Origin of the sequence: Flavobacterium ranwuense (assembly GCF_004349315.1) — a bacterium.
GTDB lineage: Bacteria > Bacteroidota > Bacteroidia > Flavobacteriales > Flavobacteriaceae > Flavobacterium > Flavobacterium ranwuense.
In genome coordinates, this window is the sequence record NZ_SMLH01000010.1 from 33,563 (window position 1) to 49,530 (window position 15,968).

Sequence of the window (15,968 nt, forward strand, 5' to 3'; positions counted from 1 at the left end):
AAAATACAATTAAACAATATGGACTTTAGACTGAAAGTGTTTTATACCGTTGCCAATCGTTTGAGTTTCACTAAAGCTGCAACGGAATTATTTATTACGCAACCTGCGATTTCAAAGCATATTCAAGAATTAGAGGAACAATATAAAATCAAATTGTTTGACAGAAATGGTTCTAAAATCGCACTGACAACTGCCGGTGAAGTATTATTAGAACACACTAAAAACATTTTTGAAGTATACCGCGAAATAGATTTTGATATGAGCACGTTGATTAATCAACGTTCCGGATTGTTACGATTAGGAGCCAGTACAACTATTTCTCAGTATATAATCCCGCCGCTTTTAGCTCGTTTTCATCAAAAAATGCAGGATGTAAAAGTGAATTTACTGAATGGAAACACGGAGCAAATTGAAAACGCTTTATTAAAACAGGAAATTGAAATAGGAATTGTTGAAGGACAATCAAAAAATAAATCCATTAAATATACGGAGTTTTTAAAAGACGAATTGGTTTTAGTCTGTAAGAGTTCCAATCCATTAGTAAGTCTTGACGAAGTGACTCAGGAGGATCTTAAAAGAATGCATTTTTTAATGCGGGAACAAGGCTCAGGAACACTTGAAGTTATTGAGCATGCGTTGAAACCATTTGAAATTAAAGTATCAGAACTACAAATTGAAATGCAATTGGGAAGTACCGAAAGTATAAAATCGTATTTGATAAACTCTGATTGTGTAGCTTTCATATCGATTCATGCGATAGAAAAAGAACTTAAAAACAATGAATTGGCTATATTAGACATCAAAGACCTGATTATAGAACGTTTCTTTTATATTATTACGTTGCAAGGAAAAACCGATTCGCTTTCGGATTTGTTCATCCAGAATATTTCGAATCATTATAGTTTAAAGTTATAGCAGATTATAATTTGCGATTGGCATAAATAGATTTATCTATCCACCTTTGTACTGTAATAATTCAACAACTTTACATTGGAAACGCATCAAAAAGTAATTCAGAAAGAATCATTTATTTTTTTTAAAATAAATACCAAATTACAGCAACTCATTTTTGTTGCATTGCTATTGTTCTGCACAACAATTTTTGTTTCTCCGCCAATTGCTTTAGTATTAGGATTGATTGTCGCCAACCTTTTTGGACATCCTTTTTTAGAATTGAATCATAAAGCCACTAATTATTTATTGCAATTTTCAGTAGTGGGACTAGGTTTTGGAATGAATGTTCACAGTGCTGTTTCTGCAGGAAAGGAAGGCTTCTTGTTTACTGTGATTTCTATCTTCAGTACTATAGTTTTAGGAACTTTTCTGGGGAAATGGTTTAAAACCGATAAGAAAACATCTCATTTAATTTCTTGTGGAACTGCAATTTGTGGAGGAAGTGCCATTGCTGCAATTGCTCCCGTAATCAAATCCAATGAAAAACAAACATCAGTTGCTTTGGGAGTGATATTCATTCTGAATTCGGTGGCTTTATTTTTGTTTCCCGCCGTGGGTGATTGGTTGGATTTATCACAAAAAGAGTTTGGATTATGGTGCGCCATTGCCATTCATGACACCAGTTCTGTGGTAGGAGCAGCCAGTAAATATGGTCCCGAAGCATTACAAATTGCCACAACGGTAAAATTAGCCCGTGCGTTATGGATTATTCCTGTAGCATTGATTACTGCTTTTATTTTTAAAAATAAATCTGGAAAAATAAAAATTCCTTATTTCATCGGATTGTTTATCTTGGCAATGATTGCCAATACCTATCTGCCACAAATGGAGAGAATAGGACCGCACTTGGTTTCAGTTGCAAAAATAGGTTTGACGGTAACTTTGTTTTTAATTGGAGCCGGATTAAATAGAACTGTTTTAAAATCGGTGGGATTGAAACCGCTTGCGCAGGGAATTTTGCTTTGGATATTCATAGCAATCGCTACTTTGGTCTCTATTATTTATTTAAAATAGTTTTATGATGAAAGGTTTTTCGTTTGATAATATGAAATTGCATTCGGATGTAATCATACAAAAGTGCAATTAATAAAAAAGTTGCCGCAACAAAAAGGGTTTTCATTTCCAATAAATTATAAAGAAAACCTCCTGAAAAACAGCCGATAAAAAAGAACGTAATAATGGATAATCTCAGATAGATACTTGTTTTTAATTTTTTCTTTTCTTCTGGTTTTTTGTAGAAAAATAATTGAGACAATTCGATTCCTAAATCGGTAAAAAGCCCGGTTAAATGGGTTGTTCTGACTGTAGATTGAGAAATTTTTGTGACCAAAGAGTTTTGTATTCCCATGGCAAAAAGCATCGAAAAAGCAATCCATTTTCCTTCAATGCTAGATAATGCTGATTGTGCTCCGAACATCCCAACACCAATCAAAACAACCATTTCCAGTGAAATTGGAATGACATGAGATAAATTTGGATGTTTTTTCGAAATCAATTCCGCTAAAAAATTAGAGGTAAAAGCGCCTAATAAAAAGAAAATAGTGAATATAAAAAAGGTAATTGCAGCTGCATAATCTCGTTTCATGATTTCTTCGGCGAAATAGGCAAAATGACCCGTTACATTGGTTGTTAATGTTTGTATCGATAAAACTCCCGTAACATTTACAATTCCGGCTACAAAAGACAATAAAGTGGCTAAACGAAGATTGTGAATAAAAGTTCTGTTTTTTCCTTGATGTCGAAACATATTCGTAGTTTTCTTTTTTAATTAACAGAATCTTAAACCCAATTTTTTCTAATAACGATTTAAAGAAATACATTTGTACTTCAAAAAAATAAATTTAATGAAAAATTTTAAAATTAGACCTACACTTATCGCGTTATCTACTCTTGGAGTTGCTTTTTTTCTTTTGTCATGGGGAGTTATTGGACATGAACGAATCAATAGAGCGGCGGTAATGGCACTACCTAAACCATTGCAGACTTTCTTTTACAATCATATTGATTTTATTACACAAGAATCTACGGTTCCTGATTTGAGAAGAAATGTTTTGAATGATAAAGCAGAGCCACCTCGCCATTATTTTGACATGGAGAATTTTGGTGCTGTGGAGACTTTTCCTAAAAACATGGAAGAAGCGAAACTAAAATACGATGAGAAGTTTTTGACTAAAAACGGAATATTGCCTTGGTACATTCAAGATATGATGGTCAAATTGACTAAGGCTTTCAAGGACAAAAGAAAGAACGAAATATTATTTATTGCAGCTGATTTAGGGCATTACATTGCGGATGCGCACATGCCGTTGCATACATCAGACAATCACGATGGACAAAACACCAATCAAAAAGGAATTCATTCGTTGTGGGAAAGCCGCTTGCCTGAATTATTTGTTAAAGATTATAAATTAAACGTAGCGCAAGGAAAATATTTAGAGAATGTGGATAAAGCAACTTGGGATATCATTTTTGACACTCACAGTTTAGTGGAGCCTTTATTAGCTGCTGATAAAAAACTTAGAACTGCAACTGCTGAAAACAAAATGTATGTAACAGATGCAACTGGAAATATTGTGAAAAACAAATACGGTGGAATGTTATATTCTGATGAATATGCCGGTAAATTCCATACGGAGTTGAATGGAATGGTTGAAAAACAAATGAAAAAAGCCATTACAGCTACAGCAAGTTTTTGGTACACGGCTTGGGTAAATGCAGGAAAACCGGATTTAAGCAATCTTGATGCTACCGAACTTACAAAACGGAACAGTAAAACTTTAAAAAAGGATTTGAAAACTTTTGAAAAAGGGAATCTTTTTGGTTTAATAAATGAAAAAGAATAGACATTAGATTCAAAAGTAAAAAACGGGTGAGACTAGAATTTCACCCGTTTTTTTATGCTAATTAATTTTTTGATATTTATTTTTCTTCAACATATACGAGGCAGTTTGATAGTATGAAATCGTTTCATTTACTAAATCCGTTCTTTCTTGTGTCAACGGTATTTGATCGTAAAAAATTTGGAAATCACGAGCTACTTTCTGGTTGGGTTTCAAAGTCAGTTGAAATTGCTTTACTTTTTGTTTTGGTGAAATAATCGTCAAAACATTGTCTTTAATCAGTCCTAAATCCTGGTATGTTGCAATCAAAGCTCGAGGTTTATAATCTGGTTTTAAAACATCCTGACCGTAAAATTTACTTTGATAATCAAAATTCAATAGTCCAAATACCGTTGGCATAATATCGATTTGAGACATCAGATTAGTATATTTCTTTGGCTCAACAAAATCTGGACTATAAATTAGGGCAGGAATCCTATATTTATCTGCCGGAAGTTCTGTTTTTCCTGCGCTGGAAGCACAATGGTCGGCAATAATGACAAAAACAGTATTAGTAAACCAAGGCTGTTTTTTAGCCATTTCAAAGAATTTTTTTAGGGCATAATCCGTATACTTTACACCGCCATCACGAGATTTTACATCTACGGGAATATCAATTTTCCCATTTGGATAGGTAAATGGTCTGTGATTGCTCACGGTCATAATGTGATTGAAGAACGGCTTATTTGCCGCCGCTTCTTTGTTCATTTCCTTGATTGCTTTGTTGTACATATCTTCATCGCAAACGCCCCAAATATTAGCAAAAGTGATTTCGTCTGGTGCAAATGTTTTTTTGTCTACAATTTCATATTCATTTCCTGAAAAGAAATCTCCCATATTATCAAAAAAGGAATCGCCACCGTACATGAATTTTACTGCATAGCCTTTTTGTTTAAAGAGCGTTCCGGTTGAGAATTTATTTTTATTGTCTTTGCGTTTTACCACACTTTCGCCGGCAGTAGGAGGAAAACATAAAGTAACGGCTTCAAGCCCTCGGACCGTTCTGTTTCCCACGGCATAGAGGTTTGTGAAAACTAAACTTTTGGTTGCCAAACTGTCTAAAAACGGAGTAATATTCTTCTCGTTACCATACATTTTCATAAATTCCGCACTGTAACTTTCAATAGTTATCAAAACCACGTTTTTATGATTTTCGGCAGCTTCATTTTTAATTTGTCTCAAAGTTGTTTCTCCTGAAATTGAAGGAATTTGTTGCTTTAATTGAGCAAAGGCTTCACTACTGGGAACTGTTTTGTAAAATTTGAAATAATCCAATTCACTATTCATAAATGCCAGGTAGAATTTGTAAATACCGTTGGCCTGAAGTTCATTTGCAAAAATATTATGCGAGTTTTCTTTAGTGGATAAAAATGGTATTGCCAATAAAGAAAGGCCAAACAACACTAAATAAATTCCGGACAATTTTATTTTTTCTACAAATACGGGAATACTTTCTATATAGTTTTTTGATTTTTTTACAATTAGGTAGGTTACAATTCCAGCAATGATAAACAGTCCGGAAAATAGAGGAATGACAGGATAAGATTCCATGATATTTCCAATGACTTCATTGGTGTAAATCAAATAATTTACAGCTATAAAATTGTATTTAACGCCAAATTCATTCCAGAAAAAGTATTCACTGATTCCATTTTGTAAAAATAAAACCACGTAGAGAAAAATCACAAAGGAGAACAACCAAAATCTGATTTGGTTTCGGTATTTTGGAAGGAAAAGTAATAATCCAAATAAAACTGTTTTGATTGCTATAAAAGCAATGCCAATTTTAGGTAAGGCACTACCATATTCATTAAGAATGGTGTTGCCAAATGAAACATAGATTAACAAGGCTGTCAATAAACCAAAAATGATGTAACCGTATGGTTTTAAGTATTTTGAATTAGATATAAAAATGAGATATAACCATAAAAAACCACTAATTAATACAAAAATAAAAAAGTCAGATATAAACCCAAAAACAAATAAAGACAGCGAATCAGTCCAAGTAAATGAGATTTGTGTTATTGGATGAAAAAAAAGAACAACTCTTAAAACGAAACTTACGGCAATGTAGAAGAACAATAAATAATAAAAAGGAGATGACTTTTTGAGAAAATTCATAGGGGTATTTTTATATGTAAAAGTATAAATAATTTTTAGTGTTATTTTTCAAGAATAGCTTAATATTTTGTCAAAAATATTAATAACTTATAATTTATCACATATTGTGGAGTTTAATTATAAATGAATAATTTTATACTTTAGATTCTGATTTAACCACTTTTAATGCGAATCAATATAATTTTGGTGTAAATTACACAAAACTTCCAGAAATTAAACCTAAAGAGACTAAACTTTAAATATAAATATATGAATGATGCTCATTTGCACATAATAGTAAACCATTTTCCAATTATCGGAACCATTTTTGGAATTGGGATTTTAATTACAGGGGTATTTTTAAATAATAACTCCGTAAAAAACACTTCTTATGTTTTATTTATTGTTGCAGCAATTTTTGGAGCACTCAGTATGGGTACTGGTGAAGGAGCTGAGGAAATGGTTGAAGATTTCCCAAATATTGGTAAAGCAATTATCCATGAACATGAAGAATTAGCAGAGAAATTTGCTTTAGTACTTTATGTAACGGGAGTTTTTGCATTGATTTCATTCGTAGCCTCTATGAAAAAATTTCGACTGGCTAAAATATTTTCATTTATTACGCTTGTTCTGGCTTTACTAGCTGGAATTATCTCAATAAACGTAGGAACTTCTGGCGGTGAAATTCGTCATACTGAAATTAGAGAAGATGGCAGCTCCAAAATTGTAAATGACACAGATTCTGCTGAAACAGAATTGAATAAAAAGTAAATCATAACAATTTTACGTTATTAAGTTAAAATAAAAATAGTTTTTTAAATAATTTATCTCTTATATTTGCAAAAGAATTTAATTCTAAAATACACAAAAATGTTTACAAATCAGTTGCATCATCATCATTTTCATTATTGCTCTCAAGCGATGTGTTAATGGTATGTGTGTAAATCATCATATTCTAAAAACCCGTTTGAGTACATCAAACGGGTTTTTTATTACCCACTATTTGTACTCAATCAAAATATTTTAAACAAAAAATAAAAAAGACAAAATGAGTACATTAAAAATTGCAATTCAAAAATCAGGACGTTTAAACGAAGACAGCATTCAAATTCTTAAAGATGCAGGTATTTCAATCGATAACGGTATCGACCAATTAAAAGCCGAAGCATCAAATTTTCCATTAGAGGTTTTATATTTAAGAAATTCGGATATTCCCCAATATCTAATAGATGGAGTTGTAGATATTGCTATTGTTGGGGATAATTTATTAGTTGAAAAAGGAAACAATATTGAAGTAATTCAAAAATTAGGTTTTTCAAAATGTAAAGTATCTGTGGCTGTCCCGAAAGCATTTAATTATAAATCAGTTCAAGACTTAGAAGGTATGCGTATTGCAACTTCTTATCCTAAAACAGTACTTGATTTTTTTAATTCTAAAGGGGTTACAGTTGATATTCACCAGATATCAGGTTCGGTAGAAATAGCTCCAAACATTGGTTTAGCTGATGCTATTGTTGATATTGTATCTAGCGGGAGTACTTTGTTTAAAAATAATCTAAAAGAGGTCGAAGTTATTTTTAAAAGTGAAGCGGTTTTGGCCGTTTCTCCAAAAGTAAGTCCTGAATCTCAAAAAATAATCGACACATTAAAATTCAGAATCGAATCCGTTTTAAGGGCAAGAAAATCGAAGTATATCTTGATGAATATTCCAAATGACAAAATTGATGCAGTTGGAAAAATTCTTCCTGTATTAAGAAGTTTAACCGTTTTGCCACTGGCACAGGAAGGGTGGAGTAGCGTACACTCCGTAATTGACAAAGATACTTTCTGGGATGTGATTGATCAGTTGAAAGAAGTTGGAGCCGAAGGAATTTTGGTTTGTCCAATTGAAAAAATGGTATTATAGAACAGTTAAGTGTTCTGGGTTAAGAGTTATGCGTCCAAACTCATAATTTTTAACGATTAACTAAAACTAAAAACAATGAATAAAATATACAATCCAAAACCGGAAACTTGGTCTGCCATTTTAGAAAGACCTACAAAAACGGTAGATGATATCGAAGCTACTGTAAAAGAAATTTTTAAGGAAGTTCAGAAAAAAGGGGATAGCGCTGTTGCAAAGTATACGTCGCTTTTTGATGGTGCTAAAATCGATACAATTGAAGTTTCTAAAGCTGAAATTGACCAAGCAATTGCATCCATTTCTATCGAGTTAAAAGAAGCAATTTCACTTGCAAAATCAAACATCAAGAAATTCCATACAGCTCAAAAAACAAATAGAGTTTCTGTAGAAACAATCGAAGGAGTAAAGTGCTGGCAGGAAAAAAGACCCATTCAAAAAATTGGTTTATACATTCCAGGTGGAACCGCACCTTTATTTTCTACCGTTTTGATGCTGGCTGTACCAGCACAAATAGCAGGTTGCAACGAAATTGTTTTATGCTCTCCTCCGGATAAAAATGGAGCTATAAATCCAGCTATTTTATATGCTGCAAATCTATGTGGTGTAACCAAAATTTTAAAAGTAGGTGGAATTCAAGCTATTGCAGGAATGACTTTTGGAACGGAAACAATTCCGAAAGTATATAAAATTTTAGGTCCCGGCAATCAATTTGTGACTGTGGCTAAACAATTGGCAACACAATTTGGTGTGGCAATCGATATGCCAGCCGGTCCATCAGAATTATTGATTGTTGCTGATGACACTGCAGTTCCTGCTTTTGTAGCTTCTGATTTATTGTCACAAGCAGAACACGGAGCGGACAGTCAGGTAATTTTAGTTTCTACTTCCAGAAAATTAATTGATGCTGTAGAAACAGAAATCCAAATACAGATGGGAATTTTACCAAGAAAAGCCATTGCCGAAAAAGCCATTACCAATTCTAAATTGATTTTTGTTGAAAACGATAAAATTGCCTTGGAATTAATCAATGAATACGGACCGGAACACTTTATTATTTGTTCTGAATTTGATGATTTTTACAGCAATGGCGTACAAAATGCGGGTTCTGTATTCATAGGAAATTATACTCCAGAAAGCGCCGGTGATTATGCGTCAGGAACCAATCATACCTTGCCAACCAACGGTTATGCAAAAAATTATAGCGGTGTAAATCTGGATAGTTTTACTAAAGCAATGACTTTTCAAAAAATATCACCAAAAGGATTGCAAAATATAGGTAAAGCGATAGAAATCATGGCTGAAGCGGAAGGATTGCAAGCGCACAAAAACGCAGTTACATTACGATTAAAAGCGATTGAAAATGAAAAATAATTTCGATATAAATAATTTAGTTAGAGAAAACGTAAAGCAATTGAAGCCATATTCCTCAGCTCGTGATGAATTTGAAGATTTTGATACTGCGAATATGATTTTTTTGGATGCCAATGAAAATCCGTTTGAAAATGGTGTAAACAGGTATCCGGATCCACAACAAATGAGTGTAAAAGGAATTTTGGCAAAACAAAAAAATGTCAAAACCAATCAAATTTTATTGGGAAACGGAAGTGATGAAGTATTGGATTTATTATTCAGAGCTTTTTGTGAACCAAAAACAGACAATGTAATCACTTTGCCGCCAACCTACGGAATGTATGGTGTTTTGGCCAATATCAATGCGGTTGAAAATAAAGAAGTCTTGCTTTCCGAGGATTTTCAACCACAAATTGAGAAAATAATGGAAGCTGTGGATGAAAACACAAAAATCATCTTTTTATGTTCTCCAAATAACCCCTCCGGTAATTCATTTTCGGATGAAAACGTGGCCTATTTGTTGAAAAGCTTCAGTGGTTTGGTTGTGATTGACGAAGCGTATATTGACTTCTCAAAAAAGGAAAGTTGGATCAATGAATTAGACGAATATCCAAATCTAGTCATTACGCAAACGCTATCTAAAGCGTATGGTTTGGCCGGAATACGATTAGGGATTTGTTATGCAGCTGCGGAAGTAATTTCGGTTTTAAACAAAATAAAACCACCGTATAATGTCAATGAACTGACTCAAAAAAGAGCTTTGGACAGATTAGATAATTCAGATAAAATAAAACTTGAAATTGAATCTATAATAGCGCAAAGAGAAGAGTTACTTAAAGCATTACTTGATATTAATTTTGCAAAAAAAATATATCCGACTGAAGCCAATTTTATTTTGATAAAAGTGGACGATGCCAATAAAAGATACGATGAATTGATTGCAAAAGGAATCGTAATTAGAAACAGAACAACCCAGCCGTTATGCGATAATTGTTTGCGTTTGACCGTTGGAACCGAAATTGAAAATAAAAAATTAATAGCAGCATTACAAAGCCTCAACGCTTAGTTTAAATAATTATATAATGAAAAAAATACTTTTTATAGATCGTGATGGAACAATGGTTTTGGAACCAAATGATTATCAATTAGACAGTTTCGAAAAATTAGAATTTTACCCAAAAGCGTTTCAATACCTAGGAAAAATTGCTTTAGAGTTGGATTTTGAACTCGTGATGGTTACTAATCAAGATGGTCTGGGAACTGATTCTCATCCGGAAATTAACTTTTGGCCAGTACATAATTTAATCATGAAAGCTTTTGAAAATGAAGGCGTTGTTTTCAAAGAAGTATTAATTGACAAAACATTTCCGCACGAAAATGCGCCAACTCGCAAACCTGCGTTAGGTTTATTGACAAAATATATTGATAATCCGGAGTATGATTTAGAAAATTCATTCGTAATTGGAGACAGAATAACCGACGTTGAATTGGCCAAAAACCTAGGCTCAAAAGCGATTTTCATCAATACGGATGAAGCCTTGGGTAGTGATGAAATTGCTTCCAAAAGAGAAGAACTTGACTCGGTTATTGCTTTACAAACTACGGATTGGAAAACAATTTATGAATTTTTGAAATTAGAAGAACGTTCCGCTTCGATAGAAAGGAAAACAAACGAAACGGATATTTTAATCAATTTAAATCTTGACGGAACCGGGAAAAGTAAAATCGATACCGGAATTGCTTTTTTTGACCACATGTTGGACCAAATCGCGCGTCACGGACAAATGGACTTGGAAGTTCTTGTAAAAGGAGATTTGGAAGTTGATGAACACCACACCATTGAAGATACGGCAATTGCACTTGGAGAAGTTTTTGCAAAAGCATTAGGCAATAAATTAGGTATAGAACGCTACGGTTTTTGTTTGCCAATGGACGATTGTTTAGCACAGGTTGCTATTGATTTTGGAGGTAGAAATTGGTTGGTTTGGGAAACCGAATTCAAACGGGAGATGGTAGGAAAAATGCCTACGGAGATGTTTTATCATTTCTTCAAATCATTCTCAGATGGTGCGAAAGCAAACATTAATATCAAAGCGGAAGGAACAAACGAACATCACAAGATTGAAGCCATCTTTAAAGCTTTTGCGAAAGCAATAAAAGTAGCGGTAAAACGGGATACGGAGAAAATGATTTTACCTTCAACAAAAGGAATGCTTTAATTAAGTCGAAAGACGAAAGTCTTAAAGTCTTAAAGTACTTTAGTATTGACTTTATGACTATTGACTTTACAACTTTAAGACTAATATAAATGAAAATAGTAATCATAAATTACGGAGCAGGAAATATTCAAAGCATTATGTTTGCCATAGAAAGATTGGGATTCAAAGCAGTTTTGAGCAATAATCCTGACGAAATTAAAGCCGCCGATAAAGTAATCTTTCCCGGCGTTGGTGAGGCAAGTTCAGCAATGAAAATGCTTTTAGAAAGTGGTTTGGATGCACTAATTCCAACCTTGAAACAACCCGTTTTAGGAATCTGTTTGGGCATGCAATTAATGTGCAGCAAATCGGAAGAGGGGAATACAAAAGGATTGGGGATTTTTGATGTTGATGTGATTAAATTCACGCCAAAAGTGAAAGTGCCACAAATGGGCTGGAACCAAATATACAATCTGAAATCTCCGTTGTTTGAAGGGATCAGTGAAAATGAATACATGTATTTAGTGCATAGTTTTTATGCTCCCAGTTGTCCCGAAGCCATTGCTACAACGGATTATGAAGTAGAGTATGCCTCAGCTTTACAGAAGGATAATTTCTACGGAACTCAATTTCATCCTGAGAAAAGTGGGGATATTGGAGAACAAATTTTAGGAAATTTCTTAAAATTAAATGATTGAAAAATTTAAAGATTAAAAAATTAAGGAATCAAATACTTCTTAATCAATATTACCAATCTTTAAATAATTCAATTTTTAAATCTTTAAATTAAAAACAAATGAGAATAATACCCGCAATAGATATCATAGACGGAAAATGTGTTCGCTTGTCAAAAGGCGATTACAATACCAAAATTATATACAATGAAAATCCGCTTGAAGTGGCTAAATCATTTGAAGCACACGGAATTGAATACTTGCATTTGGTTGATTTAGACGGTGCAAAGTCAAGCCAAATTGTTAATTATAAAATATTGGAACAAATAGCGACACAAACCAAGTTGAAAATTGATTTTGGTGGTGGATTAAAATCGGATTCCGATTTAAAAATTGCTTTCGAAAGTGGTGCAAACCAAATTACCGGCGGAAGCATTGCCGTTAAAAACAGAGAATTATTCGAAAAATGGATTGCAGAATATGGCTCTGATAAAATTATTTTGGGAGCGGACGCTAACAATGAAAAAGTAGCGGTTTCCGGCTGGTTAGAAGACTCTAATGAAGATTTGATTCCATTTATCCAAAAGTATCAAGGTAAAGGAATCCAGCATGTAATTTGTACAGATATTGCCAAAGACGGTATGCTTGAAGGTCCATCTTTTGATTTATACGCTAAAATTTTGGCGGAAGCCAATGGCATAAAATTGATTGCTTCGGGAGGAATTTCTACTTTTGACGAATTGCCAAAACTAGCTGAATTGGGTTGTGAAGGAACAATAATAGGAAAAGCAATTTATGAAGGACGAATTTCGTTGAAACAATTGGAGAATTATATAATTAGCAAATAGTTAAATTCAAAATATAAAACATGATAACTTGTTATTTAAAATATACTATCGATCCTTTTCAATTAGATGTTTTTGAAGATTATGGTAAAAGATGGATTAAATTAGTTAATCGTTTTGGAGGACAGCATCACGGTTATTTTATGCCTTCTGAAGGAGCCAACAACATAGCATTTGCAATGTTTTCATTTCCTAGTTTATCCGAATATGAAAATTACAGAAAACTAATTTTGGAAGATCAAGAATGTATAGAAGCTTTTAAAATTGCAGAAGATGCAAGATGCATATTGAGCTATGAAAGAACCTTTTTGCGCCCTGTATTTGAATAAAAAGACTTTTAAAAATAAATAAAATGCTTACAAAAAGAATTATTCCCTGTCTCGATATAAAAAACGGAAGAACCGTAAAAGGTGTTAATTTTGTAGACTTACGTGACGCAGGTGATCCTGTGGAATTAGCAAAAATATACTCGGATGAAGGTGCTGATGAACTGGTTTTCTTGGACATTTCGGCAACGGAAGAAAGAAGAAAAACGTTGGTTGATTTGGTGCGAAAAGTCGCCTCGACTATTAATATTCCGTTTACCGTTGGTGGTGGAATTTCATCCGTTTCTGATGTAGAAATATTGTTGCAAAATGGAGCAGATAAGGTTTCCATTAATTCATCGGCTGTGAAAAACCCCCAGTTGATTAATGATTTGGCGCAGAAATTTGGGAGTCAATGTGTCGTTGTAGCCATTGATGCTAAACAAATTGACGGACAATGGATTGTTCATTTAGTGGGTGGAAAAGTGCCTACAGAATTAAATTTATTTGATTGGGCTAAAGAAGTGGAGCAAAGAGGCGCTGGTGAAATTCTGTTTACCTCCATGGATAATGACGGAACTAAAAACGGTTTTGCTAATGAAGCTTTGGCTAAACTTTCGGATTTAGTAAATATTCCTATAATCGCTTCTGGTGGCGCGGGAAACATACAACATTTTGTAGATACCTTTGTAGTTGGGAAAGCGGATGCAGCATTAGCGGCAAGTGTATTTCATTTTAAGGAAATTGAAATCAAAACATTGAAAAAAGAACTGAAAAACAATAACATAGAAGTACGAATTTAGATTTCTTTATGACATTCGACTTTAAAACTTTAGACAAAATATGAATATAGATTTCTCAAAAAACACAGACGGATTAATTCCTGCCATAATTCAAGATAGCGAAACCAAAACGGTTTTGATGTTGGGTTTCATGAATGCTGAAGCGTATCAAAAAACGGTTGACACTAAAAAAGTGACTTTTTATAGTCGAACGAAACAAAGACTTTGGACAAAAGGAGAGGAAAGCGGCAATTTTCTGAATCTGATTGACATCAAAAATGACTGTGACAATGACACTTTATTGATACAGGTAAAACCGCAAGGACCAACGTGTCACAAAGGAACTGATACGTGTTGGGCCGGCGAAAACAAACCCGATTATGGCTTTATTTCAAATTTGGAAGATACAATCCAACTTCGAAGAGAAAATGCGGATTCTGAAAAAAGTTATGTGGCATCCTTATTTAAATTAGGGATGAACAAAATTGCACAGAAAGTAGGCGAGGAAGCAATAGAAGTTGTTATTGAAGCGAAAGATGACAATGACGATTTATTTTTGAGCGAAAGTGCTGATTTGCTTTTTCATTATCTTATTCTGTTGCAAGCCAAAGGATTTAAGCTAAATGATGTTGTTGAAGTCCTAAAAAGTCGTCAGAAATAGAAATTCCTTTTAAACATTTTCCAGCAAGAAAACCCAATAGTAAATAATATACTATTGGGTTTTCTTTTTTCTTTTATTTCAAATAGCAATCCACTATATTTACTATTATTTTAAAATTAAAGTACTACAATGCAAGTGATGAATTTAGATAATACCACATTGACACAAGAATTAAACGATCCAATACTAAATACGGGATTATATATAATCCTTACAACTGACGAAGACGATGCAAGACCTGTTTATATCTCAGGGAATTTCAATAATTGGCGTACTCAGGACAAAGAGTTTATGATGGAAAAAATTGGAAATAACGTATACCATTATAAATTTTTACATGATTTTGATTATCCTGTCAAGCTTTTGTATAAATTTACGAAAGGAGATTGGAGTGAAGTAGAGATTGACAGCGACGGCACTCGTACGGAGAACCGTTCAACGCTTAATCATACGGGTATTCAAAAAGAACATGTTGCCAGATGGAGAAAAAATTGGTTGCCTTTTAAACAATCTTTTTTGCCACAAGTTCAGTTAATTTCAGATGAATTTATAATCCCGCAACTCAATAAAACCAGAAAGATTTGGGCTTTGTTGCCTCATGATTATGACAATTCAAGTGAAAGTTATCCTGTCATGTATTTACAGGATGCCCAGAATTTATTCAATGAATCAGCCGAATTTGGCAATTGGGAAATTGACAAAAAACTGGCTGTTATGTCAGAGTATAAAATTGGAAAAATTATAATTATTGCCATAGAACACGCCGAAGAAGATCGCATAAAAGAATATAATGTTGGGAAAACAGTATTAGGGAAAGGACAAGGCAAGAAATACATCCGATTTGTAACTGATACGCTAAAACCATTTGTTGACAGTAATTTTCGAACTAAAAAAGAACGGGAATTTACTGGAATAGGAGGAAGCTCGATGGGCGGGTTAGTCAGTATTTTCAGTGGATTGAGAAATCCTGAAGTGTATGGAAAATTGATGATTTTTTCACCATCACTTTGGGTAGTTCCAGAACTAAAAATAAATGCTGTAAAAGCCAATACGGCCGATACCAAAATCTATTTGTATGCTGGTGGAGATGAAAGCGAAACGATGATTGAACACATAAAAAGTTTCAAAGATAATTTGGTTTCAAGCGAATTTGTAAAAGACAAATCAAAGATTAATCTAAGCATCAACAGGCAAGGGAAACATAGCGAAACCTATTGGAGTGATGAATTTCCTAAAGCAATAGAATGGTTATTTTTTAATACAAAAGAAACGTAGCTACAAGATTTATAGTATATTCAATTAATAAGGGAAAAAGAA

General features: G+C 33.4%; 16 protein-coding genes. 14 read left to right on the forward strand and 2 right to left on the reverse strand.

Features of this window, described 5'->3' with window-relative positions; genetic code table 11:
* Positions 1–18: 18 nt before the first annotated feature.
* Together E0I61_RS14180 and E0I61_RS14185 are read left to right on the forward strand one after the other, a co-directional pair.
* Positions 19–915, forward strand: a complete 897-nt coding sequence (locus E0I61_RS14180) for a LysR family transcriptional regulator (protein WP_132072200.1) — start codon at positions 19–21, stop codon at positions 913–915.
* A 126-nt stretch (positions 916–1,041) separates the two neighbouring features.
* Positions 1,042–1,968 carry a YeiH family protein gene (locus tag E0I61_RS14185; protein ID WP_394346070.1) on the forward strand — a complete coding sequence of 309 codons (927 nt, stop codon included), beginning with the start codon at positions 1,042–1,044 and terminating at the stop codon, positions 1,966–1,968.
* Here the strand turns inward: E0I61_RS14185 and E0I61_RS14190 are convergent.
* Positions 1,952–2,701, reverse strand: a complete 750-nt coding sequence (locus E0I61_RS14190; RefSeq protein ID WP_132072202.1) for a YoaK family protein — start codon at positions 2,699–2,701, stop codon at positions 1,952–1,954. The two genes, E0I61_RS14185 and E0I61_RS14190, sit on opposite strands and share 17 nt — an antisense overlap.
* A gap of 97 nt (positions 2,702–2,798) precedes the next feature.
* On the opposite strand from E0I61_RS14190, the gene E0I61_RS14195 reads away from it, so the two are divergent.
* The gene (locus tag E0I61_RS14195; protein WP_132072204.1) at positions 2,799–3,797 is read left to right on the forward strand and encodes a zinc dependent phospholipase C family protein; all 999 of its coding nucleotides are present in this window, start codon (positions 2,799–2,801) and stop codon (positions 3,795–3,797) included.
* A 57-nt stretch (positions 3,798–3,854) separates the two neighbouring features.
* Here the strand turns inward: E0I61_RS14195 and E0I61_RS14200 are convergent, their stop codons facing one another.
* A complete protein-coding gene (locus E0I61_RS14200) occupies positions 3,855–5,954 on the reverse strand; it encodes an LTA synthase family protein (protein WP_132072206.1) in 2,100 nt (699 codons plus the stop codon).
* Positions 5,955–6,203: 249 nt separating this feature from the next.
* On the opposite strand from E0I61_RS14200, the gene E0I61_RS14205 reads away from it, so the two are divergent.
* The 11 genes from E0I61_RS14205 (at position 6,204) to E0I61_RS14255 (ending at position 15,926) form a co-directional block, all read left to right on the forward strand.
* Positions 6,204–6,704 (forward strand): hypothetical protein, encoded by a 501-nt coding sequence (locus E0I61_RS14205; protein WP_131997772.1) that lies wholly within the window; start codon positions 6,204–6,206, stop codon positions 6,702–6,704.
* Between the two features lie 277 nt (positions 6,705–6,981).
* A complete protein-coding gene (gene hisG, locus E0I61_RS14210) occupies positions 6,982–7,839 on the forward strand; it encodes an ATP phosphoribosyltransferase (protein ID WP_131997769.1) in 858 nt (285 codons plus the stop codon).
* Positions 7,840–7,914: 75 nt separating this feature from the next.
* On the forward strand, positions 7,915–9,207 hold the full coding sequence (hisD, locus tag E0I61_RS14215) for a histidinol dehydrogenase (protein ID WP_132072208.1): 1,293 nt from the start codon (positions 7,915–7,917) through the stop codon (positions 9,205–9,207).
* The gene (gene hisC / locus E0I61_RS14220; RefSeq protein WP_131997763.1) at positions 9,197–10,252 is read left to right on the forward strand and encodes a histidinol-phosphate transaminase; all 1,056 of its coding nucleotides are present in this window, start codon (positions 9,197–9,199) and stop codon (positions 10,250–10,252) included. Before hisD ends, hisC begins: the two co-directional genes overlap by 11 nt.
* Positions 10,253–10,268: 16 nt before the next feature.
* Positions 10,269–11,405, forward strand: coding sequence for a bifunctional histidinol-phosphatase/imidazoleglycerol-phosphate dehydratase HisB (hisB, locus tag E0I61_RS14225; protein WP_132072210.1), 1,137 nt, complete (start codon positions 10,269–10,271; stop codon positions 11,403–11,405).
* A gap of 89 nt (positions 11,406–11,494) precedes the next feature.
* The gene (gene hisH, locus E0I61_RS14230) at positions 11,495–12,082 is read left to right on the forward strand and encodes an imidazole glycerol phosphate synthase subunit HisH (protein ID WP_131997757.1); all 588 of its coding nucleotides are present in this window, start codon (positions 11,495–11,497) and stop codon (positions 12,080–12,082) included.
* A 98-nt stretch (positions 12,083–12,180) separates the two neighbouring features.
* Complete coding sequence (hisA, locus tag E0I61_RS14235; RefSeq protein WP_132072212.1) at positions 12,181–12,906, forward strand: 1-(5-phosphoribosyl)-5-[(5-phosphoribosylamino)methylideneamino]imidazole-4-carboxamide isomerase; 726 nt, start codon at positions 12,181–12,183, stop codon at positions 12,904–12,906.
* A 20-nt stretch (positions 12,907–12,926) separates the two neighbouring features.
* Positions 12,927–13,232 (forward strand): NIPSNAP family protein, encoded by a 306-nt coding sequence (locus tag E0I61_RS14240; RefSeq protein ID WP_132072214.1) that lies wholly within the window; start codon positions 12,927–12,929, stop codon positions 13,230–13,232.
* 23 nt (positions 13,233–13,255) lie between these two features.
* A complete protein-coding gene (gene hisF / locus E0I61_RS14245) occupies positions 13,256–14,011 on the forward strand; it encodes an imidazole glycerol phosphate synthase subunit HisF (RefSeq protein WP_131997749.1) in 756 nt (251 codons plus the stop codon).
* Between the two features lie 40 nt (positions 14,012–14,051).
* Positions 14,052–14,651, forward strand: coding sequence for a bifunctional phosphoribosyl-AMP cyclohydrolase/phosphoribosyl-ATP diphosphatase HisIE (gene hisIE / locus E0I61_RS14250; RefSeq protein ID WP_131997746.1), 600 nt, complete (start codon positions 14,052–14,054; stop codon positions 14,649–14,651).
* A gap of 138 nt (positions 14,652–14,789) precedes the next feature.
* The gene (locus E0I61_RS14255) at positions 14,790–15,926 is read left to right on the forward strand and encodes an alpha/beta hydrolase (RefSeq protein ID WP_132072216.1); all 1,137 of its coding nucleotides are present in this window, start codon (positions 14,790–14,792) and stop codon (positions 15,924–15,926) included.
* Positions 15,927–15,968: the final 42 nt, after the last annotated feature.